Below are 22,975 nucleotides of genomic sequence, written 5' to 3' on the forward strand. Positions count from 1 at the left end.
AGACTATTCGTTAATGGTAATCCCCGCTTCGCAGACACCCAGCGTAGCAGGACATGAACTGAAACCTCATATGCAATAGAGCGAGAGTCAGACTAAAAATTATCTCAATACTCCGGCTTGTTTGGCAACTGATTAAATCACCGCGTCGGGCGCATAAGGTAATAAGACGTAAGTCCAACTCAAATCGGTACTCCTTGTATGCTAATTCATGCCCCACGTCAAACATCTGCAACAAACTGAATGCAAAATCATTGCGGGGATCGTTACCCGTCAGTGAATACCGACCAGACGTGGCGTAATAAACACCACTAACTCGCGCCGTTCATTATCCTTACCATCGTGACGAAAAAGCTGCCCAAGCCAGGGGATTTTCCCGAGCCCGGGCACGCTGTCACTGCCGGTTTTGTTTTTCTGCGAAAAAATTCCGCCCAACGCCAGCGTTTCTCCACTTTTTACCTCCACCTGGGTTTCAATCTCCTGTTTGTCGATCGCCAGCGTTTCGCCGTCAGCCTGCTGCAGAACCTGTCCCGGCATATTTTCACTAATATGCAATTTCAGGCGCACGCGCCCCCCCGGCAATACCACCGGCGTGACCTCCATGCCTAATACCGCCTCCTTAAACTCAACTGAGGTCGCCCCGCTTTCACCGCTTGAGACCTGATACGGGATCTCACTCCCCTGCTTGATGCTGGCTGGTTGCATATGCGAGGCCAGAAGCCTCGGGCTGGCGATAATATCGACCTGCTGTTTTTGCTCCAGCGCAGAGAGTTCCAGATCAAGCAGCCGACCATTGATCCGTCCGATGTTAAAACCCACGTGGCTGGTGGCGCTGGCAACGGAAAGATCGCTGCCAAGCGTGGTGAGCTGTCCAACTTTGCCCGCATCGGTGGCGTCGGCGAGATTCCACTTCACCCCTAGCTCGCGCAGGCTTTTTTCATTAATGGTCACAATGTGCGCCGCCAGCTCGACCTGTTCGACGGGAATATCCATCTGGGCGGCCCAGCGCTGTAGAGTCTCCACCACCGTCTGGTTATCCCGAATCAGCAGCCGGTTGGTACGCGTGTCGACGGATAAACTCCCCTTTGGACTCAGGAGTTTTTCCGCGGCTTTCTGCAGCTCTCCGGCATCGGCATAGGAAAAAGCGATGCTGTGAGACACCAGCGGCGCATCAAGCTGTCTTCGGGCCCGCTCCTGTTCCGAGCGTTCCTGCTGTTCACGCTGCCAGGCCGCGGTATACACATAAAAAATGCCGCCCTCCTCTCGCAAAACGAGGCCAGCGCTGGCGACAACCGTCTGTAATGCCTGTCGCCAGGGGACGCGCTTCAGATTGAGCGAAAGCGTGCCGCCGACATCAGGCGATATCACCAGATTTCTATTCTCCTGGGCAACCAGACTCTGTAGTACCTGGGCTACAGGAACGTCATCCACCACCAGCGTGACCGGTTTTGGAGCGGCGGCCCACAGCGGATGGCTGAACGCCAGCAGCCACAGCATTATCCGTAAATTCATTCTTATCCTTTCCTTCTCGTTGCCACGTCCATTTTCCCGGTTGACATGTATCACCCACATCAACAACCAGATCCGTTTCATTGATGGTTGTTATCGTCCAGCCTGCCGGAAAGTGCTCATGCGTTTTCAGCCGATACCAGCGCTTTTGCCCATCCTGTAAAATGCCGATAGCCTGCTGTCCACCCACCATGCCGCGATAGTGCCACTGCGCCAGCTCGGCAATGGCGCAGGGATCGTCCGGCGGGTGAAAGGGATCGCGCATACCGGTCAGTAGCAGCGCAGAGCAAACCAGCAAACATCGCGTGCTATTTCGCATGTTCTAGCTCCAGCCGCAGGCGCAACGCTGTGCCATGTGGTGTAATCGCGAAAGCGGCGATCTGCACATCCCGCTGCGCCAGCCGGGAAAAAAGCGCCGGGATAGCCTGCCACTCTACCTCCAGCATCAGTTCTCCTCCGTTCTGTAGCGGCTTCCAGTGAACGAGCTTCTCGTCATCGCCCTGAAAATCGAGCGGGGAGAACGGCGTCTTCTCCAGTGCTTCCGTTATTTTCGGACGAAACGGCGTCTTTCTGACGGCAGACCATAACGCTGCATTCGTCCTCACGTCCTGAATCCGCTGGCGTTGTCGTTCGGCACTCTGCCCGTCTACCGGTCTGAGCATGGTGCCCCACGCTGCCAGTCCAGCCAGGAGGCTCGCCAGAAACCAGAAGAGCACCCGATTCCAGGGACGGCTTTCGCACCAGCGTTCTAACAGGGTATCCACGCGTTACCCCTCGCTTTTAAGATGAAGGGTGAACATCCATCGCCCCTGGCTGTCCTGCCGAAGCTCACCCGTCGTCCCGGGCGTAAAATCCGCTATTAGGCCAAGCGCATCGCGCAGAGCAGACAGGGCCGGCAGGGTTATGGCATACCCGCTCAGCATCAGAGCAGGGGGCTGATAGCGCAACTCCGTCAGCCAGACCTGTGCCGGAACGGCGCGGGAAAGGGATTCCAGCACCGGTTGCCATGCCCGTTGTTGCACGGTCTGCACGGGCATCTGCGCCTGTGCGGTCAGTCTTTGCCGGGCGACAAGCGCGTGCTGCACGGACTGCATTCCCGTCAGATCCGTTTGCAGCGCGCGCAGCCTCACGAGATGGTTCATCCGCAGACAGAAAATGGTCACGAACAGCAACAGCACTGTGCCGACACACATTGCGCCCCAGAAGCGCAGGCATCGCGAGCGCCGCTGCTGTCGCCACGGCAGAAAGTTCATGATGCTCATGCGGGTACCTCACTCATGGCCAAAGCCAGCGCAACGGTATAATCAGCGCCGCAGTCCGGTAATGGAGCATGGTAACGTTCCAGGATTTCCCACGGGTCACGTCGGCTATCAAACAGCGCGATGTCATCCGGCCCAAAAGCCAGCAGCGCCGCCAGCTCAGCCACGCTTTCTGCTTCGGTAGTTAAGCGGCGTCCCCACTGGTGGCGCATAGCCCAGAGCCACTGCCGATCGTCCCGCCAGGCGATGCATTTCGCTGGTGCCACCGCAGGAAGAAGATTCGCCAGCGCGCTGGCATCCGGAGTAATGGTTACCAGCCGCAAACGCAGCGTTTTCGCCAGCGCCAGTAGGGTGTCGACCTCGTTATTTTGCGCGGCAGTCACGTGAAAGGTATTGCTGAAGGTATCCTGCGCGTAATCGAAACAGAGCGTTTCGGCAGACATCTCCAGTTCTCGCGCGAGCGCCGCACCGAGCCATGTTAGCTGCTCGCTGTCGCGCAGCGCAGCGGCCGGAAGGGGAAGCGACCGCTGCAGGGTGCGTGCTGCCGGGAAAGAGAGGAACACGCGGTGGTAGTGGGGCAGCGTTTTTCGCCAGTCGCGTAACGCATCAACCATCTGTTCTGGCTGACAAATTTTGCCGTCACGAATGATACCTTCGGCCAGAGGTATCGCCCACCAGCGGCGTAAGCACCAGCCAGACCTCTCCCGGGCCAACGAGACGATTCGCACCCTATCCTGTTGAATATGAACGCCCGTTTGCCATATTTTGAAAGCCATGCTTCACGATCTCCTTATCGCCCGTCGTCTTGACGGCTATATCAATGAATCAGGCTTGCCTTTATACTACCGCGCGATTGTTTAGAAACTGCCCAAGTGAAACCAAATGGGAAATCTCCGGTGAAGTTCGTAAAGTATTTATTCATCCTTGCAGTCTGTTGCATTCTGCTGGGAGCAGGCTCGATTTACGGTTTGTACAAATATATTGAGCCACAGCTGCCTGATGTCGCCACGCTTCGCGATGTGCGCCTCCAGATCCCGATGCAAGTCTATAGCGCCGATGGCGAGCTGATGGCGCAGTATGGCGAGAAGCGCCGTATTCCGCTGACCTTAAACCAAATTCCACCCGTGATGGTGAAAGCCTTTATCGCCACGGAGGACAGCCGTTTTTACGAGCACCACGGTGTCGATCCGGTGGGAATTTTCCGTGCCGCGAGCATTGCGTTGTTCTCTGGTCACGCCTCTCAGGGAGCGAGCACCATTACGCAGCAGCTGGCGCGTAACTTCTTCCTCAGCCCTGAAAAGACGCTGATACGTAAGATCAAAGAGGTATTCCTTGCGATCCGTATTGAGCAGCTGCTGAGCAAAGACGAAATCCTTGAGCTGTACCTCAACAAAATCTACCTAGGCTACCGCGCCTATGGCGTGGGGGCTGCCGCACAGGTGTACTTCGGCAAGCCTGTTGAGCAACTCACCTTAAGCGAAATGGCCACCATAGCAGGTCTGCCAAAAGCGCCATCCACGTTTAACCCGCTCTACTCGCTCGATCGCGCCACCGCGCGTCGCAACGTCGTCCTGTCACGTATGCTGAGCGAAGGCTACATCAGCCAGAGCGAATACGACCAGGCGCGTAACGATGTCATTGACGCTAACTACCACGCCCCTGAGATCGCCTTTGCATCTCCTTATCTGACCGAAATGGTTCGCCAGGAGATGGTGAATCGCTATGGTGACAAGGCCTATGAAGATGGCTATCGCGTGTACACCACCGTCACCCGCAAAGTCCAACAGGCGGCTCAGGAAGCGGTACGGAACAACGTGATGGACTACGATATGCGTCACGGCTATCGCGGCCCGTCAAACGTGCTCTGGAAAGTGGGCGAAAGCGCGTGGGACAGCAAAAAAATCACCAGTACGCTGAAGGCGCTGCCAACCTATGGTCCGCTCCTGCCTGCCGTGGTGACGCAGGCCGATCCTCAGGAAGCCGTTGCGACGCTCGCGGACGGCACCTCCGTCTCTCTGCGCATGGACGGTGTCCGCTGGGCGCGTCCGTACCGCTCGGATACCCTACAGGGCGCAACGCCGCGTAAAGTGACCGATGCAGTTCAGACCGGGCAGCAAATCTGGGTGCGCAAAGTAGGCGAAGCCTGGTGGCTGGCACAGGTGCCGGACGTCAACTCGGCCCTGGTCTCTATCAATCCACAGAACGGTGCGATCCTGGCCCTGGTCGGCGGGTTTGATTTCAACCAGAGCAAATTTAACCGCGCCACGCAGGCGCTGCGTCAGGTCGGTTCCAATATCAAACCGTTCCTCTACACGGCCGCGATGGATAAGGGACTGACCCTCGCCAGCATCCTCAACGACGTGCCAATCTCCCGCTGGGATGCCGGTGCGGGTTCCGACTGGCAGCCGAAGAACTCCCCTGCGGAGTATGCCGGTCCTATTCGTCTCCGTCAGGGTCTGGGGCAGTCGAAAAACGTGGTGATGGTGCGCGCCATGCGCGCGATGGGCGTCGACTATGCCGCAGAGTATCTGCAGCGCTTCGGTTTCCCGGCACAGAACATCGTTCGCACCGAGTCGCTGGCGTTAGGCTCAGCCTCCTTTACGCCGCTTCAGGTCGCCCGCGGGTACTCGGTGATGGCTAATGGCGGCTTCCTGATTGACCCGTACTTCATCAGCAAGATCGAAAACGATCAGGGCGGCGTGCTGTTCGAAGCGAAGCCGAAAATTGCCTGCCCTGACTGCGATATTCCGGTCATTTATGGCAATACGCCGAAATCCGAGGTGCTTGAGAATAAGGACATGGAAGACCCTGCCGTGTCGCAGGAGCAGCAGAACGGCGTTGTGCCACAGCCGCAGCTCGAGCAGGCGAACCAGGCGCTGGTGGCGCAGACCGGCGCGCAGGAGTACGCACCGCATGTGATCAACACGCCGCTGTCGTTCCTGATTAAGAGCGCGCTGAACACCAACATCTTCGGTGAACCGGGCTGGCAGGGTACCGGCTGGCGCGCAGGTCGTGATTTGCAGCGCCATGATATCGGCGGTAAAACGGGGACAACCAACAGCTCGAAAGATGCGTGGTTCTCCGGCTACGGCCCGGGCGTGGTGACATCAGTCTGGATCGGCTTCGACGATCACCGCCGTGATTTAGGTCGTACCACGGCATCCGGCGCGATTAAGGATCAGATTTCCGGCTACGAAGGCGGAGCGAAGAGCGCGCAGCCGGCCTGGGATGCCTATATGAAGTCCGTTCTTGAAGGTGTGCCGGAGCAGCCGTTAACGCCGCCGCCAGGCGTGGTGACGGTCAATATCGACCGCAGCACCGGTCAGCTTGCCAATGGCGGTAATAGTCGCGAAGAGTATTTCATTGAAGGCACCCAGCCAACCACACAGGCGGTGCACGAGGTGGGTACAGAGATCATCGATAACGGCGAAACGCACGAGCTGTTCTAACCACAAAGCAAAACGGCAACCTCTGGTTGCCGTTTTTGTGTTTGCTCCCTCTCCCGTGGGAGAGGGTTGGGGCGAGGGCATCAGGCCATTACAGTCGCCCCTGCCCCTTTAACCATTCCCGGACCAGGAACAGCGCGCTCACGTTGCGGGCCTCATTAAAGTCAGGGTCTTCCAGCAGATCCATCAGGTGCGCTAGCGGCCAGCGAACCTGCGGCAACGGCTCCGGCTCATCCCCTTCCAGCGATTCAGGATAGAGATCTTCAGCTACCACGATATTCATTTTGCTGGAAAAATAGGACGGTGCCATGCTCAGCTTTTTCAGGAATGAAAGCTCATTAGCCCCGAACCCCACCTCTTCTTTCAGCTCGCGGTTCGCCGCTTCAAAGACGGTTTCACCCGGGTCGATAAGCCCTTTCGAGAACCCGAGCTCGTAAGATTCCGTTCCCACAGCGTATTCGCGGATCAAAATCAGATGATCGTCGACAATGGGAACAATCATCACCGCTTCGCGCGAAGAAGGGCGCATACGTTCATAAACGCGACGCACACCGTTGCTGAACTCCAGATCCACACTTTCGACATTAAACAGGCGCGATTTGGCGACAGTTTCAACATTCAGAATGGTGGGTTTTTGTAGTGGTTTGCTCATCTTGATGGGTCTTAGCAGTGAGAACTGGCGTTATTGTGCGATACGCTGCACGGTTTCGGCAATGTCAATTGTTCTTTATTTACATTTATGCAACGTATTTGGGATCAATCCTCAATTCAAAACAAATGTCAAGAGGTTGAAATGTTTCCAGGAATTTGCTGATATCGCGCCATAACAGGCTTTGCTATCATCACCGGTCACTGGGATGCGCTTCAGAATGCTCAAGTTCGACTCCATACTTGCCGATAGCCAACCACAGACTCTCATTCAATGTAAAGGTGCTACTGACTACACCTGTAAGAAGATAAGTAAGATGGGGAAAGCATGAGCACCATTTTGATTGTTCTCGCTGCTATGCTGGCCGGTGCGTTGGTTGCAGGGTGGTTGTACAGGCGCCGCGTACAGCGCCGTTATCGCCTGCCCTTTTTAAATGCATTTGCGGGTGCGAGCACGCGTAAACTTACGCAAGACGAGCGCGATGCGGTTGAAAACTATCTCGAAATCCTGAACCGTACTCAGTTAACGCCTGGGCCAACGGGAGCCACCGCTGCGCCCGTCGCGCTAAATCTTAATGCACAAAGTGATACCGTGCTCTGCGTGACGCGCTCCATCACGCGCTATGGCATCACTACTGATGACCCTAACAAATGGCGCTATTACCTTGATTCCGTCGAAGTGCATCTGCCCCCGTCCTGGGAGCAATACATTAACGACGAAAACAGCGTTGAGCTGATTCACACCGACTCGTTGCCCCTGGTTATCTCGCTTAACGGCCATACGCTGAATGAATACCTTCAGGAAGCCCCTCGTTTTGCGCTGGAACGCGCCAGTTCAACGCAGGCCTCCATTCGTGGCGAAGAGACTGAGCAGATTGAACTGCTGAATATTCGCCAGGAAACCCATGAAGAGTACGCTTTGAGCCGCCCGGACGGCATCCGCGAAGCCATTCTGATCGTTGCTGCCTTCCTGCTCTTTTTTATCTGCCTCCTCACGCCGGATGTGTTTGTCCCCTGGCTGGCTGGCGGTGCGGTTCTGCTGCTGGCGGGCGGGCTTTGGGGGCTCTTTGCCCCACCGGCCAGAACCTCGTTGCGCGAAATCCACTGCCTGCGCGGAACGCCAAAGCGCTGGGGCCTCTTCGGTGAAAACGATCAGGAACATCTCAACAATATCTCGCTCGGTATTATCGACCTGATCTACCCGCGCCACTGGCAACCGTGGATCGCGCAGGACCTGGGGCAGAAAACCGATATTGATATCTACCTTGACCGCCACGTTGTGCGTCAGGGGCGCTTCTTATCCCTGCATGATGAAGTGAAAAATTTCCCGCTTCAGCACTGGCTTCGCAGCACGGTCATTGCCGGCGGCGCGGCGCTGGTCTTAGTCATGCTGCTGCTTTTCGTGCCGCTGGATATGCCCATCAAATTCACCCTGTCGTGGATCAAAGGGGCGCAAACCATTGAAGCGACCAGCGTCAACAAACTGGATGAAGCCGGTGTGCGCGTGGGGGACACGCTGCGCCTGAAGGGAACCGGGATGTGTAATATTCACACCCCGGGGGCGTGGAACACGCGCCAGAACTCACCGTTTATGCCGTTCGATTGCTCACAAATTATCTGGAACGACGCACCGCCGCTGCCGCTGCCGGAATCCGAAGTCGTGAATAAAGCCACGGCTCTTACCCAGACGGTTAACCGCCAGCTGCACCCGAAACCGGACGATGATTCACGCGTTAGTCCCGCACTGCGTTCGGCCATTCAAAAATCGGGCATGGTTCTGCTGGATGATTTTGGTGACATCGTCCTGAAAACGCAGGATCTTTGTTCCTCTCAGGATGAGTGCATACGTCTTAAAAATGCCCTGGTAAACCTCGGGAACAGTAAAGACTGGGACTCGCTGGTGAAACGCGCCGAAGCGGGACGACTGGATGGCGTCAACGTGCTGCTGCGGCCGGTTAGCGCTGAATCTCTGGATAACCTAGTCGCTACCTCGACGTCACCGTTCATGATGCGCGAGACCACCCGTGCGGCTCAGGCGCTGAACAGCCCGGCACCGGGCGGCTTTGTAATTGCAAGCGATGAGGGCAGCGACCTGGTCGATCAGCCTTATCCGCAGGTGGCGCTTTATGATTATCCGGCGCAGGAGCAGTGGAGCCAATTCCAGCGCCTGGCGCAGATGCTGATGCAAACGCCGTTCAGCGCAGAAGGGATTGTCACGAGTATTTATACCGACGCCAACGGCACTCGCCATATCGGCCTGCACCGGATGCCGGATAGCGCTGGGCTATGGCGCTACATCGGCACCTCGCTGCTGATGACCGCGATGCTGATCGCCATTTTCTGGAACGGTTTTATGGCCCTGCGCCGCTACCAGCGCTCGCGCACGCGGCTTGCCGACATCCAGCAGTATTACGAAAACTGCCTCAATCCTAAGCTGATCCCCTCGTCTGAGAGCCTGATCTGATAACGTCGTTGCGCGACAAGATGTGCTACCCTGTCGCGCACGTTTCTTCTGGCTGGAGTTCCCCTAATGCATCTTGATATCGCCTGGCAGGAGGTTGATACCGTTCTGCTGGATATGGACGGCACGCTGCTCGATCTCGCCTTTGATAACTATTTCTGGCAAACGCTGGTTCCAGAAACCTATGGCGAGCAGCAGGGGATCTCCCCGGCAGAAGCGCAGGCATTCATTCGTTCGCAATATAGCGCCGTGCAACATACGCTAAACTGGTACTGTCTTGACTACTGGAGCGAGCGCCTCGGTCTGGATATTTGTGCCATGACTACCGCCCAGGGCCCGCGCGCCGTTCTGCGCGAAGATACTGTGCCCTTTCTGGATGCGCTGAAAGCAAGCGGCAAGCGCCGTATCTTGCTGACCAACGCTCATCCACATAATCTGGCGGTGAAGCTGGAACATACGGGTCTGGCGTCGCACCTTGATTTATTACTTTCCACCCACACATTTGGTTATCCGAAAGAGGATCAGCGGTTGTGGCATGCGGTTAAGGAAGAGACGGGTTTGCAGCCGGAACGTACGTTGTTCATTGATGACAGCGAGCCCATTCTGGATTCTGCCGCAAGGTTTGGCATTCGCTACTGTCTGGGCGTCACCAATCCTGACTCTGGCCTGGCTGAAAAAAGCTATCTGCGCCACCCGGGACTGAACGACTATCGCCAGATGATCCCCTCACTGACCGTGAAGGAGACGCCATGAAAGAAAAACCCTCAGACGGGGTAAGACTGGATAAATGGCTGTGGGCAGCGCGTTTTTATAAAACGCGCGCCCTTGCCCGCGAGATGGTTGACGGCGGAAAAGTGCATTACAACGGCCAGCGCAGCAAACCGAGCAAGACGGTTGAGCTGAATGCCACCTTAACGCTGCGTCAGGGCAACGATGAACGTACGGTGGTGGTTAAAGCCGTTACCGAACAACGTCGACCCGCAGCGGAAGCCGTAATGCTTTATGAAGAGACGGCGGAAAGCATTGAAAAGCGCGAGAAGACCGCGCTGGCGCGCAAAATGAACGCGCTGACGATGCCTCACCCGGACCGGCGGCCGGACAAAAAAGAGCGCCGCGACCTGATGAAATTTAAACACGGTGAGACTGATTAACCTCACCCGCACGAGAGATGAAAATGGCCCAACACGACCAATTACACCGCTATCTGTTTGAACAATTCGCCGTGCGCGGCGAGCTGGTCACCGTATCCGAAACCTGGAAACAGATTCTGGAAAACCACAATTACCCGCTGCCGGTGAAGACCCTGTTGGGCGAACTGCTGGTTGCCACCAGCCTGCTTACCGCAACGCTGAAGTTTGCCGGGGATATCACCGTGCAGCTGCAGGGCGACGGCCCGATGACGCTGGCGGTCATCAACGGCAATAACCAGCAGCAGATGCGCGGCGTGGCGCGCGTTCAGGGCGATGTGCCTGAAAATGCTGACCTCAAAACGCTGGTAGGTAATGGCTACCTGGTGATCACCATCTCCCCAGAGGAAGGTGAGCGCTATCAGGGCGTGGTCGGTCTGGAAGGCGATACCCTGGCAGCCTGCCTGGAAGATTACTTCATGCGTTCTGAGCAGCTGCCGACGCGTCTGTTCATCCGCACCGGTGAAGTGGACGGCCAGCCTGCTGCGGGCGGTATGCTGTTGCAGGTTCTGCCTGCCCAGGACGCTCAGACCAATGATTTTGAGCACCTGGCGACGCTGACCGAAACCATCAAAGCGGAAGAGCTGTTCAACCTGTCGGCGACCGACGTGCTGTGGCGTCTGTACCACGAAGAAGAAGTGACCGTCTACGACCCGCAGTCCGTGGAGTTCAAGTGCACGTGCTCCCGCGAGCGTTGCGCTGGCGCACTGAAAACCCTGCCGGATGAAGAGATCGACAGCATCATGGCGGAAGACGGCGAAATTGATATGCACTGTGACTACTGCGGTACGCACTATGTATTCAATTCGATGGATATCGCTGAGATCCGCAATAACGCCTCCCCGGCGGATCCGCAGGTTCACTAAACCTCTTTTCCCCTCACCCTAACCCTCACCCCTTTGGGGTGAGGGCTGGGTTGAGGGGTAAAAAACTCCACCCAAGCTGAATCGTTTTCCTAATGTAACTCTTACGTAATTTTCTTACGTGTATGCGATTACATTCACATTCTTTCCGATAAAATCACCAGCCTTTAACCTTTTCGGAACATTTTCCCCACCCAAAAAGCGATTCCTGCGATAATCCGCCTGCGCCGTGACTGGAGTCGCAGCGTTTTCCGTTAGTAAGGGTTTTGTCCAGATGCGTGAATCTATGAGCCCCGTCGCGGTAAACAACCTCAGAAAAACCCTACAATTTCAGGCAGTACATATTGGCTAAGGAGCAGTGATATGCGTGTTACTGGTTTAACCCCGCAAGATCTCAAGGCTTATGGTATTCACGACGTCCAGGAAATCGTCTACAACCCCGACTACGATACGCTGTATCAGGAAGAGCTCAATCCAGCACTGGAAGGATACGAGCGTGGTGTGTTGACGAATCTTGGTGCTATCGCCGTCGATACCGGTATTTTTACCGGTCGTTCGCCGAAAGATAAGTATATCGTCCGAGACGAAACCACCCGCGATACGCTGTGGTGGGCTGACAAGGGCAAAGGGAAGAACGACAACAAACCGCTCTCCCCGGAAACCTGGCAGCACCTGAAAGGGCTCGTCACCCATCAACTTTCCGGCAAGCGTCTGTTCATTGTCGACGCTTTCTGCGGCGCTAACGCCGATACCCGTCTCTCCGTGCGTTTCATCACCGAAGTGGCCTGGCAGGCGCATTTCGTGAAAAACATGTTTATTCGTCCAACCGACGAAGAGCTGCAGGACTTCACCCCTGATTTCATCGTGATGAACGGTGCGAAATGCACCAACCCACAGTGGAAAGAGCAGGGTCTGAACTCCGAAAACTTTGTGGCCTTCAACCTGACCGAGCGTATCCAGCTGATCGGCGGTACCTGGTACGGCGGCGAAATGAAGAAAGGGATGTTCTCGGTCATGAACTACCTGCTGCCGCTGCGGGGCATCGCCTCCATGCACTGCTCGGCTAACGTCGGTGAAAAAGGCGACGTGGCGGTCTTCTTCGGCCTGTCCGGCACCGGGAAAACCACCCTGTCCACCGATCCTAAACGTCGCCTGATTGGCGATGACGAACACGGCTGGGATGACGACGGCGTATTCAACTTTGAAGGCGGCTGCTACGCGAAGACTATTCGCCTGTCTGAAGAGGCCGAGCCGGATATCTTCCACGCTATCCGTCGCGATGCGCTGCTGGAAAACGTCACCGTGCGTGCCGACGGCTCCATCGACTTCGACGATGCGTCGAAAACGGAAAACACCCGCGTCTCTTACCCGATCTACCACATCGACAATATCGTGAAGCCGGTGTCAAAAGCGGGTCATGCCACGAAGGTCATTTTCCTGACGGCGGATGCGTTCGGCGTGCTGCCTCCGGTGTCTCGCCTGACCGCCAGCCAGACGCAGTACCACTTCCTCTCCGGTTTTACCGCCAAGCTGGCGGGTACCGAGCGCGGCGTGACGGAGCCAACCCCAACCTTCTCCGCTTGCTTCGGCGCGGCCTTCCTGTCGCTGCACCCGACGCAGTACGCTGAAGTGCTGGTGAAACGCATGCAGGCATCCGGCGCGCAGGCATACCTGGTGAACACCGGCTGGAACGGTACCGGCAAACGTATCTCTATCAAAGATACCCGCGCGATTATCGACGCCATTCTGGATGGTTCTCTGGACGACGCCGAAACCTTCACGCTGCCGATGTTTGACCTGGCGATCCCAACGTCGCTGCCGGGTGTAGATACGCATATCCTCGACCCGCGCAATACGTACGGTTCTCCGGAGCAGTGGCGTGAGAAGGCGGAATCGCTGGCGAAGCTGTTTATCGAGAACTTCGAGAAGTATACCGATACCCCGGCGGGTGCTGCGCTGGTGAGCGCGGGTCCAAAACTGTAGTCCATGTCGGGTGGCGGCTTCGCCTTACCCGACCTGTAAAAAAGGGTGGCTCGTGCCACCCTTTTTTCAACTCTCTTTCACCTGTCCCCGCGTCACCGGTACCGGCAGCCAGGCGCGAATGCTCAACCCACCCCGCTCGCTGGTGCCAATCTCCAGCAGTCCGTTGTGGTTATCAATAATACGCTGCACTATCGCCAGGCCTAAGCCCGTACCGCTGGTGCTGCGCGCGCTGTCGCCGCGCACAAACGGCTGGAACAGATGCTTACGCTGCTCGGGCTTGATGCCCGGACCGTCGTCTTCCACCTGGAACCAGGCGCGGTTGAGCTCAGACCCGCTGCTGACCTTAATCCAGCCGTTGCCGTAGCGCGCCGCGTTGACCACCATGTTGGCGACCGCACGTTTAATGGAGAGCGGGTGCATACGAACCTGAATTTCACCGGCCTGAAGGTCGGTATCAATCTCGCGCTCATAGCCGCTTTCCGCCGCCACCACTTCTCCCAGCACCGCGTTCAGATCCGCCATCTCCATTGGCATCTCCTGCCCGGTGCGCAGGTAGTCGATGAACTGCTCAATGATGGCGTTACACTCTTCAATGTCCTTATTGATGGACTCGGCAAGGTAACCGTCCTCTTCTCCCATCATCTCCGTCGCCAGACGAATACGCGTTAGCGGCGTGCGCAGGTCGTGGCTGACGCCCGCCATCAGCAGCGTACGGTCATCCGCCAGCTGCTTCACGCCTGCCGCCATATGGTTAAAGGCACGCGTCACTGAACGGACTTCCGAGGCGCCATACTCGCGCAGCGGAGGAGGAATAATCCCTTTACCGACCTGCAGCGCAGCGTGCTCCAGGTCGACCAGCGGTCGGTTCTGTATACGGATAAATAGCCACGCGCCGCCTATCGCCAGCAGCATAATCGCCAGGGTATAGCGGAACAGCGGCGAGAAATCGCCCTGATGGATTTCGGTCAGCGGAACGCGAACCCAAATATTGGGTGACAGCCAGGTTTTCAGCCAGACGACGGGCGAGCTTTTGTTGACCTCAACGCGCACTTCCGTTGGACCGCCCAGCTGCTGCGCCATCTGCTGGCTGAGGAATTCGTAGTGCTGCGCCCAGCGCAGGCCAGCGTCTTCCGCCGCTTCGTTGGAATAGAGCGAAATGCCCAGTTCACGATAGATTTCACGGCGAAACGCCGGGGGAACGACGAGCTGCGTGCCGTCCTCCAGCTGCAGTTTATCGGTCATCAGCATACGGACTTCGTAGGCAAGGACCTTATTAAACTGCTGGAGGCTCGGCAGGATCGCAAAGTTCAACACCACCAGGTAGGTCGTCACCAGGCTGACGAACAGCAGGGTGACGATCAGTAACAGGGTGCGGGCAAACGAGCTTCGCGGCGAGAAGCGCATTCGCCTCATGCTTTAGAGCCGTCCGGGACAAACACGTAGCCCAGACCCCATACGGTCTGAATATAACGAGGATGCGCCGGATCTTCTTCCACCATGCGGCGCAGACGGGAGATCTGCACGTCGATAGAGCGTTCCATTGCGGAGTATTCGCGACCGCGCGCCAGGTTCATCAGCTTGTCACGGGAAAGCGGTTCACGCGGGTGGCTGACCAGCGCTTTCAGGACCGCAAACTCGCCGCTGGTGAGCGGCATCGGCTCGTCTTCACGGAACATTTCGCGCGTGCCGAGGTTCAGCTTGAACTTGCCGAAGGCAATAACGGCTTCTTCCTGCGACGGCGCGCCCGGCAGCTCGTTCGCCTGACGGCGCAGCACGGCGCGAATACGTGCCAGCAGTTCACGCGGGTTAAACGGTTTTGGAATGTAGTCGTCCGCGCCGATTTCGAGGCCCACGATACGGTCAACTTCCTCGCCCTTCGCCGTCACCATGATAATCGGCATCGGGTTGCTCTGGCTGCGCAGACGGCGGCAAATAGAAAGCCCGTCTTCGCCAGGCAGCATCAGGTCGAGAACCATCAGGTGGAAAGATTCACGGGTCAGCAGACGGTCCATCTGCTCAGCGTTCGCGACGCTACGAACCTGGAAGCCCTGCTCGGTCAGATAACGTTCCAGCAGCGCACGCAGGCGCATGTCGTCATCCACGACCAGAATTTTGTAGTTCTCTTGCATTGTGTGTACTCCCAAAGGTTCGGATAGTCTTTGTAACAGCGTATTCTAAAAAAGTGCACGTATTCGACCAGTTAATTCTGGTATAAATTCTAGTCGAAATTGTTACAAAGCATATTTAACAGCAGCTTATCTGCTCATTTCATCACATAAATCATTATTAATCCTGTCTGTTACACTGTGTGGTACGTATTGTGCGCAAGACAGTTAACCGGCAGGCAGCAAAGGCTTTACCATGAAAACGCCCCTGATCACCCGCGAAGGGTACGAAAAGCTCAAAAAAGAGATGGATTACCTCTGGCGCGAAGAGCGTCCTGAAGTAACCAAAAAGGTGACCTGGGCGGCAAGCCTGGGCGATCGCAGCGAAAACGCTGACTACCAGTACAACAAAAAGCGGCTACGCGAAATTGACCGCCGGGTTCGCTATCTGACGAAGTGCCTCGAGAATCTTAAAATTGTCGATTACTCTCCGCAGCAGGAGGGCAAAGTGTTCTTCGGCGCGTGGGTGGAAATTGAAAACGACGATGGTGACACCCTGCGTTTTCGCATTGTCGGCTACGATGAAATTTTTGGTCGTAAGGATTACATCTCCATCGACTCCCCGATGGCCCGCGCGCTGCTGAAAAAGGAAGTGGGCGATCTGGCCATCGTTCAGACTCCAGTTGGTGAAGCCAGCTGGTACGTCAATGAGATCGTCTACGTAAAATAGTCCGAGAGCGCCCTCCCCGGCTGGCATTTTGCCGTGTCAGCCCGTATAACTATCCCCTGATTTTTTCGACTCAACAGATGATAAAGCCATGATGAATGATTCGCTCTGCCGCATTATTGCGGGTGATATTCAGGCCAGAGCCGAACAGGTAGAAGCTGCCGTTCGCCTGCTTGATGAAGGGAACACCGTGCCGTTTATTGCACGCTATCGTAAGGAAGTCACCGGCGGTCTGGATGACACGCAGCTGCGTAACCTGGAGACCCGTCTCGGTTATCTGCGCGAACTGGAAGAACGTCGTCAGGCGATCCTCAAATCCATCGGCGAACAGGGCAAACTGACCAGCGATCTGGAAAGCGCCATTAACGGCACCCTGAGCAAAACCGAATTAGAAGATCTCTATCTGCCGTACAAACCGAAGCGCCGCACGCGCGGGCAGATTGCGATTGAAGCGGGCCTTGAGCCGCTGGCCGACCTGCTGTGGAACGAGCCGTCGCACGATCCGGAAACCGAAGCGGCGAAATTTATCGACGCTGACAAAGGCGTGGCGGACACCAAGGCCGCCCTCGACGGCGCACGCTACATTCTGATGGAGCGCTTCGCCGAAGACGCCGCGCTGCTCGCTAAAGTGCGTGATTACCTGTGGAAGAATGCCCACATCGTCTCTACCGTCGTCGCGGGTAAAGAGGAAGAAGGCGCGAAATTCCGCGACTATTTCGATCACCACGAACCGATTTCTACTACCCCTTCCCACCGCGCGCTGGCAATGTTCCGCGGCCGCAACGAAGGCGTGCTCCAGCTCTCCCTGAACGCCGACCCGCAGTTTGACGAGCCGCCGAAAGAGAGCCACTGCGAGCAGATCATTATCGACCATCTCGGCCTGCGTCTGAACAACGCCCCGGCGGACAGCTGGCGTAAAGGCGTAGTAAGCTGGACCTGGCGCATCAAGGTGCTGATGCACCTCGAAACCGAGCTGATGGGCACCGTGCGCGAACGCGCCGAAGATGAAGCGATTAACGTCTTCGCCCGTAACCTGCACGACCTGCTGATGGCCGCCCCTGCCGGCCTGCGCGCGACCATGGGTCTCGACCCGGGTCTGCGTACCGGCGTGAAGGTCGCTGTGGTTGACGGCACCGGCAAGCTGGTGGCGACCGATACCATTTATCCGCACACCGGCCAGGCAGCGAAAGCGGCCGTCGTGGTGGCGGCGCTGTGCGAAAAATACAACGTCGAGCTGGTTGCCATCGGCAACGGTACGGCCTCTCGTGAAACCGAGCGTTTCTACCTCGACGTGCAGAAGCAGTTCCCGAAAGTGACGGCACAGAAAGTGATCGTCAGCGAGGCCGGGGCATCCGTCTATTCCGCGTCCGAGCTGGCGGCCCAGGAATTCCCGGACCTGGACGTTTCCCTGCGCGGGGCAGTTTCTATCGCTCGCCGCCTGCAGGATCCGCTGGCGGAGCTGGTGAAGATCGATCCGAAATCCATCGGCGTGGGCCAGTATCAGCATGACGTGAGCCAGACTCAGCTGGCGCGCAAGCTGGATGCGGTGGTGGAAGACTGCGTAAACGCCGTCGGTGTTGATCTGAATACCGCCTCCGTTCCCCTGCTGACCCGCGTGGCGGGCTTAACCCGCATGATGGCGCAGAACATCGTCGCCTGGCGTGATGAGAACGGTCAGTTCCAGAACCGTCAGCAGCTGCTGAAGGTGAGCCGTCTGGGTCCAAAAGCATTTGAGCAGTGTGCGGGCTTCCTGCGCATCAACCACGGCGATAACCCGCTGGATGCCTCCACCGTTCACCCGGAAGCGTACCCTGTGGTGGAACGCATCCTGGCCGCCACCCAGCAGGCGCTGAAAGATCTCATGGGCGACAGCAGCGCCCTGCGCAACCTGAAAGCCGTTGATTTCACTGACGACAAATTTGGTGTGCCAACCGTCACCGATATTATCAAAGAGCTGGAAAAGCCGGGCCGCGATCCGCGTCCTGAGTTCAAAACGGCGACCTTTGCTGACGGTATCGAGACCATGAACGACCTGCTGCCGGGCATGGTGCTGGAAGGCGCGGTGACCAACGTGACCAACTTTGGCGCATTTGTGGATATCGGCGTGCATCAGGATGGTCTGGTGCATATCTCATCCCTTGCCGACAAGTTTGTTGAAGACCCGCACACCGTGGTTAAAGCGGGCGACATCGTGAAGGTCAAAGTGCTGGAAGTGGATCTGCAGCGCAAGCGTATCGCGCTGACCATGCGTCTGGACGAGCAGCCGGGCGACACCAACGCGCGCCGCGGCGGCAACGGCGGGGGCCGCGAACCGCAGCGTCCCGCCGCGAAAGCGGCAAAACCGCGCGGACGTGATGCTCAGCCTGCAGGCAACAGCGCGATGATGGATGCGCTGGCGGCAGCGATGGGTAAAAAACGCTAAGGTTGTAAATGCCCCTCACCCTAACCCTCTCCCCAAAGGGGAGAGGGGATCGCACGGTGCGGTCTTTTCCCCTCGTCCTCATGGGTGGGGGAATAAATTCATATCGAAATATATGAAACCGATTGCATAGCCATATTTAAACCACTAATTATCACCCCGTTAACAAATACTCCCCTTTTCGTTTTCCAGGCAATTCAGCAAATATTGAGCAAGGTCAAACAGGCCGTAAATTAATACCGCAAACAACATTCCGTCACAGTTTTAATATTGCTGATAAAAACTATTCTCATTATCATCCCATAGTAGATAATTTAACCTTTCGTGGAATCAGGCGTTATGCAATTCACTCCAGACAGTGCATGGAAGATTACCGGTTTTACACGCGAAATTAGCCCAGCCTATCGGCAAAAGCTGCTGTCGCTTGGCATGCTGCCCGGCTCGTCATTTCAGGTCGTGCGCGTGGCGCCGCTAGGGGACCCGGTTCATATCGAAACCCGCCGCGTGAATCTGGTCCTGCGTAAGAAAGACCTCGCATTAATAGAAGTCGAAGCCTTATCCCGATAACAAGCCAGCGGTTTCAGTGAGTCTAAAAAAATGAAAAAGTTAACTATTGGCTTAATTGGCAATCCTAATTCCGGCAAGACCACGCTTTTTAACCAGCTGACCGGGGCACGCCAGCGCGTAGGCAACTGGGCGGGCGTGACGGTTGAGCGTAAAGAGGGCCAGTTCACGACGACAGACAACCAGGTGACGCTGGTTGACCTTCCCGGCACCTATTCCTTAACCACCATTTCGTCACAAACCTCGCTCGATGAGCAAATCGCCTGTCACTATATTCTTGGCGGCGACGCGGATCTGCTGATCAACGTGGTCGATGCCTCAAACCTCGAGCGTAACCTCTATCTGACGCTGCAGCTGCTGGAGCTGGGTATCCCCTGCATCGTGGCGCTCAACATGCTCGACATCGCAGAGAAACAAAAGCTGCGCATCGACGTCGATGCCCTCTCCGCGCGCCTGGGATGCCCGGTAGTTCCGCTGGTTTCGACGCGGGCTCGCGGTATTGATGCGCTGAAGCTGGCCATTGACCGTCACGCGGGAAATCGCGACGTTGAGCTGGTGCATTACGCGAAGCCCCTCCTGCGTGAAGCCAACGTGCTGGCGCAGGAGATGGACACCGGTATGCCAGCAAAACAGCGCCTGTGGCTTGGCCTGCAGATGCTGGAAGGGGATATCTACAGCCGCGCTTACGCCGGGCATGCAGCAGAGAAGCTGGACGCGACGATGGCTCGTCTTAGCGACGAGCTGGACGACCCGGCGCTGCACATAGCCGATGCCCGTTACCAGGCCATCGCCTCGATTTGCGACGTGGTGAGTAACGCGCTGACGGCGGAACCCAGCCGCTTTACGGCGGCGGTGGATAAGGTCGTGCTTAACCGCTTCCTGGGTTTGCCGATCTTTCTGCTGGTGATGTACGTGATGTTCCTGCTTGCCATTAACATCGGTGGCGCACTGCAGCCGATTTTTGACGCCGGTTCCGTCGCGGTCTTCGTCCACGGGATCCAGTGGGTAGGTTACACCCTGCACTTCCCGGAATGGCTCACCATCTTCCTCGCGCAGGGGATCGGCGGCGGTATCAATACCGTTCTGCCGCTGGTGCCGCAGATCGGTATGATGTACCTGTTCCTCTCGTTTCTGGAAGATTCCGGCTACATGGCGCGCGCGGCGTTCGTGATGGACCGTCTGATGCAGGCGCTGGGCCTGCCGGGTAAATCCTTCGTCCCGCTGATCGTCGGCTTCGGCTGTAACGTGCCGTCGGTGATGGGCGCACGCACCCTGGATGCGCCGCGTGAACGTCTGATGACCATTATGATGGCGCCGTTTATGTCCTGCGGTGCCCGACTGGCGATCTTTGCGGTCTTTGCGGCAGCCTTCTTTGGCCAGCAGGGCGCGCTGGCGGTCTTCTCGCTCTACGTGCTGGGCATCGTGATGGCGATCCTGACCGGTTTAATGCTGAAGCACACCATCATGCGCGGTGAAGCGTCACCGTTCGTGATGGAGCTGCCGGTGTACCACGTCCCCCATCTGAAAAGCCTGGCGATCCAGACCTGGCAGCGCCTGAAAGGCTTCGTCCTGCGCGCCGGTAAGGTGATTGTCATCGTCAGTATTTTCCTGAGCGCGCTGAACAGCTTCACCCTCAGCGGACAGGCGGCGGATAACATTAATGACTCTGCCCTCGCCTCCGTCAGCCGCGTCATCACGCCGGTCTTCAAACCGATTGGCGTGCATGAGGATAACTGGCAGGCAACCGTCGGCCTGTTTACCGGCGCAATGGCAAAAGAGGTGGTTGTCGGTACCCTGAACACGCTCTACACCGCCGAGAACATTCAGGAGCAGGAATTTAATCCGGCTGAGTTTCATCTCGGTGATGAACTGCTGGGTGCCGTAGAGGAAACCTGGCAGAGCCTGAAGGACACCTTCAGCCTGAGCGTGCTGGCGAACCCGATTGAAGCGAGTAAAGGCGACGGCGAAATGGCGACGGGTGCCATGGGGGTGATGAGCGAGAAATTTGGCAGCGCGTCTGCGGCCTACAGCTACCTCATTTTTGTTCTGCTCTACATTCCGTGCATCTCCGTGATGGGGGCGATTGCTCGCGAGTCCAGCCGCGGCTGGATGGGCTTCTCCATCCTGTGGGGGCTGAATATCGCTTACTCGCTGGCGACGCTGTTTTATCAAACCGTTAACTTCAACCAGCATCCGCGCTACAGCCTGGTCTGCATTCTTGCGGTTGTGCTGTTTAACGTGGTCGTGCTCGGTCTGCTGCGGCGGGCGCGCAGCCGCGTCGACATCGACCTGCTGGCAAACCGTAAAACCGCCGCGACCTGCTGCAGCAGCCCGGCGGGCGACTGTCACTAAGGAGTACACCGCATGGCATCGTTGATTCAGGTTCGTGACCTGCTTGCTCTGCAGGGGCGAATGGAGGCGAAACAGCTGAGCCTCAGCCTGCATACGCCGCAGCCGATGATCGATGCCATGCTGGAAAGACTGGAAGCCATGGGGAAAGCCGTGCGGATTCAGGAAGACGCGGAAGGCTGTCTCTCCGGCAGTTGTAAAAGCTGTCCGGAAGGAAAGGCCTGCCTCAGGGAGTGGTGGGCACTGCGTTAATAAAGCCAGGCATTGCTGCCTGGCTTTGTCGTATTACTTGTAGACGTCCGCCGTTGCGCGTACGTTTTTGGTCTGTTTTTCTGCGCTGGTGACGACGTAGTACGTTCCGCCCAGCTCATCCGCTTTCTTCGAGAGCTCTCTGCGAGCATCCATCGGCGCGGTGGTGTCAGACGTAGAAATTTCACCAATTTTCGTCAGATTCATGCTGGCAACTTTATCTTTTTCCAGCTCTTTTGCCGCAAAGACGCCAAATGACAGTGACCCAATAACCAGAGAAGTGACAATACCTGTAACAAGTTTCATAGCCTGACTCTCCATAGGATTGTTGTTTTGATTATCGTAGGCAGAACAACCGCAACGACATCTGGAGTATGGTTGCGGTGTGTTACTTTTTCCAGGCAGGATAGAAAATAATCAGTCGAAACGTTGACTTAACGCAATCAGCGCTGAACAAAATTCCGTCGGATGAGAGATAAACGGGGCATGTGCAGCTTTGGCAACGATCTGCGATTCGCTGTCCGGCCAAAGCGAATCCAGCAGCGGAACCACTTTGCGCGGCACAATTCCGTCGAGGTAGCCATAGATACGCAGGTGCGGCATCGTCAGGGCGGCCAGCGGCTCGCGCAGGTCAACCGTTTTCAGGAGTTCCAGTCCGCCGTTTAGCACCTCAACCTCCGGCATCGGCAGCGACAGCACGGTCTGCTTCAGCGTACGGGCATCCTGACGCGCGGTTTCAGTACCCATCGTCTGCAGCGCGAGGAACCGCTCTACTGTCCGCTGGAAATCGTCGCTCAGCTGCTGCTGGAACCCCGCCAGCACCTCTGGCTTGATACCGGGCCACGCGTCCCGCGCGCTAAAACAGGGCGACGACGCCACCGTCACCAGCGCTTTTACGCGGTCAGGTCTCGACAGCGCAATCTGGCTCGCCACCAGCCCGCCCAGGCTCCAGCCCAGCCAGATGGCATTTTGCGGAGCAGCGTTCAGAACCTGCTCCGCCATCTCATCAAGCGACATGGCCCCAAAACCGCGGCTGCGGCCATACCCCGGCAAATCCACCAGATGCAGCGTGAAATGCGAGGCGAGTTCCTCGCTTACGCAACGCCATACTTCAGCATTCAGTCCCCATCCGTGCAGCAGCACAAGATGGCAATTTCCTGTCCCGACGGTCTGCCACCACAGCGTCTTCATCAGTTACTGTTCTCTTTT

At 56.9% G+C, this 22,975-nt stretch carries 21 protein-coding genes; 11 read left to right on the forward strand and 10 right to left on the reverse strand.

Annotated features, from left to right (window positions below):
• Positions 1 to 270: 270 nt before the first annotated feature.
• The 5 genes from hofQ to pilM are packed head-to-tail and all read right to left on the reverse strand — an operon-like array spanning position 271 to position 3,541.
• Positions 271 to 1,509, reverse strand: coding sequence for a DNA uptake porin HofQ (hofQ, locus tag KGP22_RS20650; RefSeq protein WP_223580634.1), 1,239 nt, complete (start codon positions 1,507 to 1,509; stop codon positions 271 to 273).
• Complete coding sequence (locus KGP22_RS20655; RefSeq protein ID WP_223580636.1) at positions 1,421 to 1,825, reverse strand: HofP DNA utilization family protein; 405 nt, start codon at positions 1,823 to 1,825, stop codon at positions 1,421 to 1,423. Before KGP22_RS20655 ends, hofQ begins: the two co-directional genes overlap by 89 nt.
• Complete coding sequence (locus KGP22_RS20660) at positions 1,815 to 2,270, reverse strand: HofO (RefSeq protein ID WP_223580638.1); 456 nt, start codon at positions 2,268 to 2,270, stop codon at positions 1,815 to 1,817. Before KGP22_RS20660 ends, KGP22_RS20655 begins: the two co-directional genes overlap by 11 nt.
• 3 nt (positions 2,271 to 2,273) lie before the next feature.
• The gene (locus KGP22_RS20665; protein WP_111963768.1) at positions 2,274 to 2,768 is read right to left on the reverse strand and encodes a PilN domain-containing protein; all 495 of its coding nucleotides are present in this window, start codon (positions 2,766 to 2,768) and stop codon (positions 2,274 to 2,276) included.
• Entirely contained in the window at positions 2,765 to 3,541 is a 777-nt protein-coding gene (gene pilM / locus KGP22_RS20670; protein WP_223580640.1) for a pilus assembly protein PilM, read from the reverse strand. The genes KGP22_RS20665 and pilM overlap by 4 nt, the downstream gene beginning before the upstream one ends.
• 120 nt (positions 3,542 to 3,661) lie before the next feature.
• On the opposite strand from pilM, the gene mrcA reads away from it, so the two are divergent.
• Complete coding sequence (gene mrcA / locus KGP22_RS20675; protein ID WP_223580642.1) at positions 3,662 to 6,214, forward strand: peptidoglycan glycosyltransferase/peptidoglycan DD-transpeptidase MrcA; 2,553 nt, start codon at positions 3,662 to 3,664, stop codon at positions 6,212 to 6,214.
• Between the two features lie 88 nt (positions 6,215 to 6,302).
• On the opposite strand, the gene nudE is transcribed toward mrcA, so the two are convergent.
• A complete protein-coding gene (nudE, locus tag KGP22_RS20680; RefSeq protein ID WP_008503041.1) occupies positions 6,303 to 6,863 on the reverse strand; it encodes an ADP compounds hydrolase NudE in 561 nt (186 codons plus the stop codon).
• A gap of 324 nt (positions 6,864 to 7,187) precedes the next feature.
• Here nudE and KGP22_RS20685 point away from each other — a divergent pair, with 324 nt between their 5' ends.
• From KGP22_RS20685 to pckA, 5 genes are all read left to right on the forward strand, one after another.
• The gene (locus KGP22_RS20685; protein WP_223580644.1) at positions 7,188 to 9,323 is read left to right on the forward strand and encodes an intracellular growth attenuator family protein; all 2,136 of its coding nucleotides are present in this window, start codon (positions 7,188 to 7,190) and stop codon (positions 9,321 to 9,323) included.
• Between the two features lie 66 nt (positions 9,324 to 9,389).
• The gene (gene yrfG / locus KGP22_RS20690; RefSeq protein WP_032641117.1) at positions 9,390 to 10,073 is read left to right on the forward strand and encodes a GMP/IMP nucleotidase; all 684 of its coding nucleotides are present in this window, start codon (positions 9,390 to 9,392) and stop codon (positions 10,071 to 10,073) included.
• Positions 10,070 to 10,471 (forward strand): ribosome-associated heat shock protein Hsp15, encoded by a 402-nt coding sequence (gene hslR / locus KGP22_RS20695; protein WP_149367150.1) that lies wholly within the window; start codon positions 10,070 to 10,072, stop codon positions 10,469 to 10,471. The genes yrfG and hslR overlap by 4 nt, the downstream gene beginning before the upstream one ends.
• A 17-nt stretch (positions 10,472 to 10,488) precedes the next feature.
• Entirely contained in the window at positions 10,489 to 11,373 is an 885-nt protein-coding gene (gene hslO / locus KGP22_RS20700; RefSeq protein ID WP_161495995.1) for an Hsp33 family molecular chaperone HslO, read from the forward strand.
• A gap of 360 nt (positions 11,374 to 11,733) precedes the next feature.
• Positions 11,734 to 13,353, forward strand: coding sequence for a phosphoenolpyruvate carboxykinase (ATP) (gene pckA / locus KGP22_RS20705; protein ID WP_023309493.1), 1,620 nt, complete (start codon positions 11,734 to 11,736; stop codon positions 13,351 to 13,353).
• 66 nt (positions 13,354 to 13,419) lie between these two features.
• Here the strand turns inward: pckA and envZ are convergent, their stop codons facing one another.
• Complete coding sequence (envZ, locus tag KGP22_RS20710; protein WP_023309494.1) at positions 13,420 to 14,766, reverse strand: two-component system sensor histidine kinase EnvZ; 1,347 nt, start codon at positions 14,764 to 14,766, stop codon at positions 13,420 to 13,422.
• Complete coding sequence (ompR, locus tag KGP22_RS20715) at positions 14,763 to 15,482, reverse strand: two-component system response regulator OmpR (protein WP_001157751.1); 720 nt, start codon at positions 15,480 to 15,482, stop codon at positions 14,763 to 14,765. The genes envZ and ompR overlap by 4 nt, the downstream gene beginning before the upstream one ends.
• Positions 15,483 to 15,714: 232 nt before the next feature.
• On the opposite strand from ompR, the gene greB reads away from it, so the two are divergent.
• From greB to feoC, 5 genes are all read left to right on the forward strand, one after another.
• On the forward strand, positions 15,715 to 16,188 hold the full coding sequence (gene greB / locus KGP22_RS20720) for a transcription elongation factor GreB (protein ID WP_223580646.1): 474 nt from the start codon (positions 15,715 to 15,717) through the stop codon (positions 16,186 to 16,188).
• A gap of 88 nt (positions 16,189 to 16,276) precedes the next feature.
• Positions 16,277 to 18,607, forward strand: a complete 2,331-nt coding sequence (locus tag KGP22_RS20725) for a Tex family protein (RefSeq protein WP_149367152.1) — start codon at positions 16,277 to 16,279, stop codon at positions 18,605 to 18,607.
• A gap of 336 nt (positions 18,608 to 18,943) precedes the next feature.
• Positions 18,944 to 19,171: a ferrous iron transporter A gene (gene feoA / locus KGP22_RS20730; protein WP_008503050.1), complete on the forward strand. Its 228-nt coding sequence runs from the start codon at positions 18,944 to 18,946 to the stop codon at positions 19,169 to 19,171.
• A 30-nt stretch (positions 19,172 to 19,201) separates the two neighbouring features.
• The gene (feoB, locus tag KGP22_RS20735; RefSeq protein WP_149367153.1) at positions 19,202 to 21,520 is read left to right on the forward strand and encodes a Fe(2+) transporter permease subunit FeoB; all 2,319 of its coding nucleotides are present in this window, start codon (positions 19,202 to 19,204) and stop codon (positions 21,518 to 21,520) included.
• 12 nt (positions 21,521 to 21,532) lie between these two features.
• Positions 21,533 to 21,769, forward strand: coding sequence for a [Fe-S]-dependent transcriptional repressor FeoC (feoC, locus tag KGP22_RS20740; protein WP_047743474.1), 237 nt, complete (start codon positions 21,533 to 21,535; stop codon positions 21,767 to 21,769).
• Between the two features lie 33 nt (positions 21,770 to 21,802).
• On the opposite strand, the gene KGP22_RS20745 is transcribed toward feoC, so the two are convergent.
• A complete protein-coding gene (locus KGP22_RS20745; RefSeq protein WP_048976276.1) occupies positions 21,803 to 22,072 on the reverse strand; it encodes a YdgH/BhsA/McbA-like domain containing protein in 270 nt (89 codons plus the stop codon).
• Between the two features lie 111 nt (positions 22,073 to 22,183).
• Complete coding sequence (bioH, locus tag KGP22_RS20750; RefSeq protein WP_223580648.1) at positions 22,184 to 22,957, reverse strand: pimeloyl-ACP methyl ester esterase BioH; 774 nt, start codon at positions 22,955 to 22,957, stop codon at positions 22,184 to 22,186.
• Between the last annotated feature and the right edge of the window lie 18 nt (positions 22,958 to 22,975).

Origin of the sequence: Enterobacter sp. JBIWA005 (genome assembly GCF_019968805.1) — a bacterium.
Taxonomy (GTDB): domain Bacteria; phylum Pseudomonadota; class Gammaproteobacteria; order Enterobacterales; family Enterobacteriaceae; genus Enterobacter; species Enterobacter vonholyi.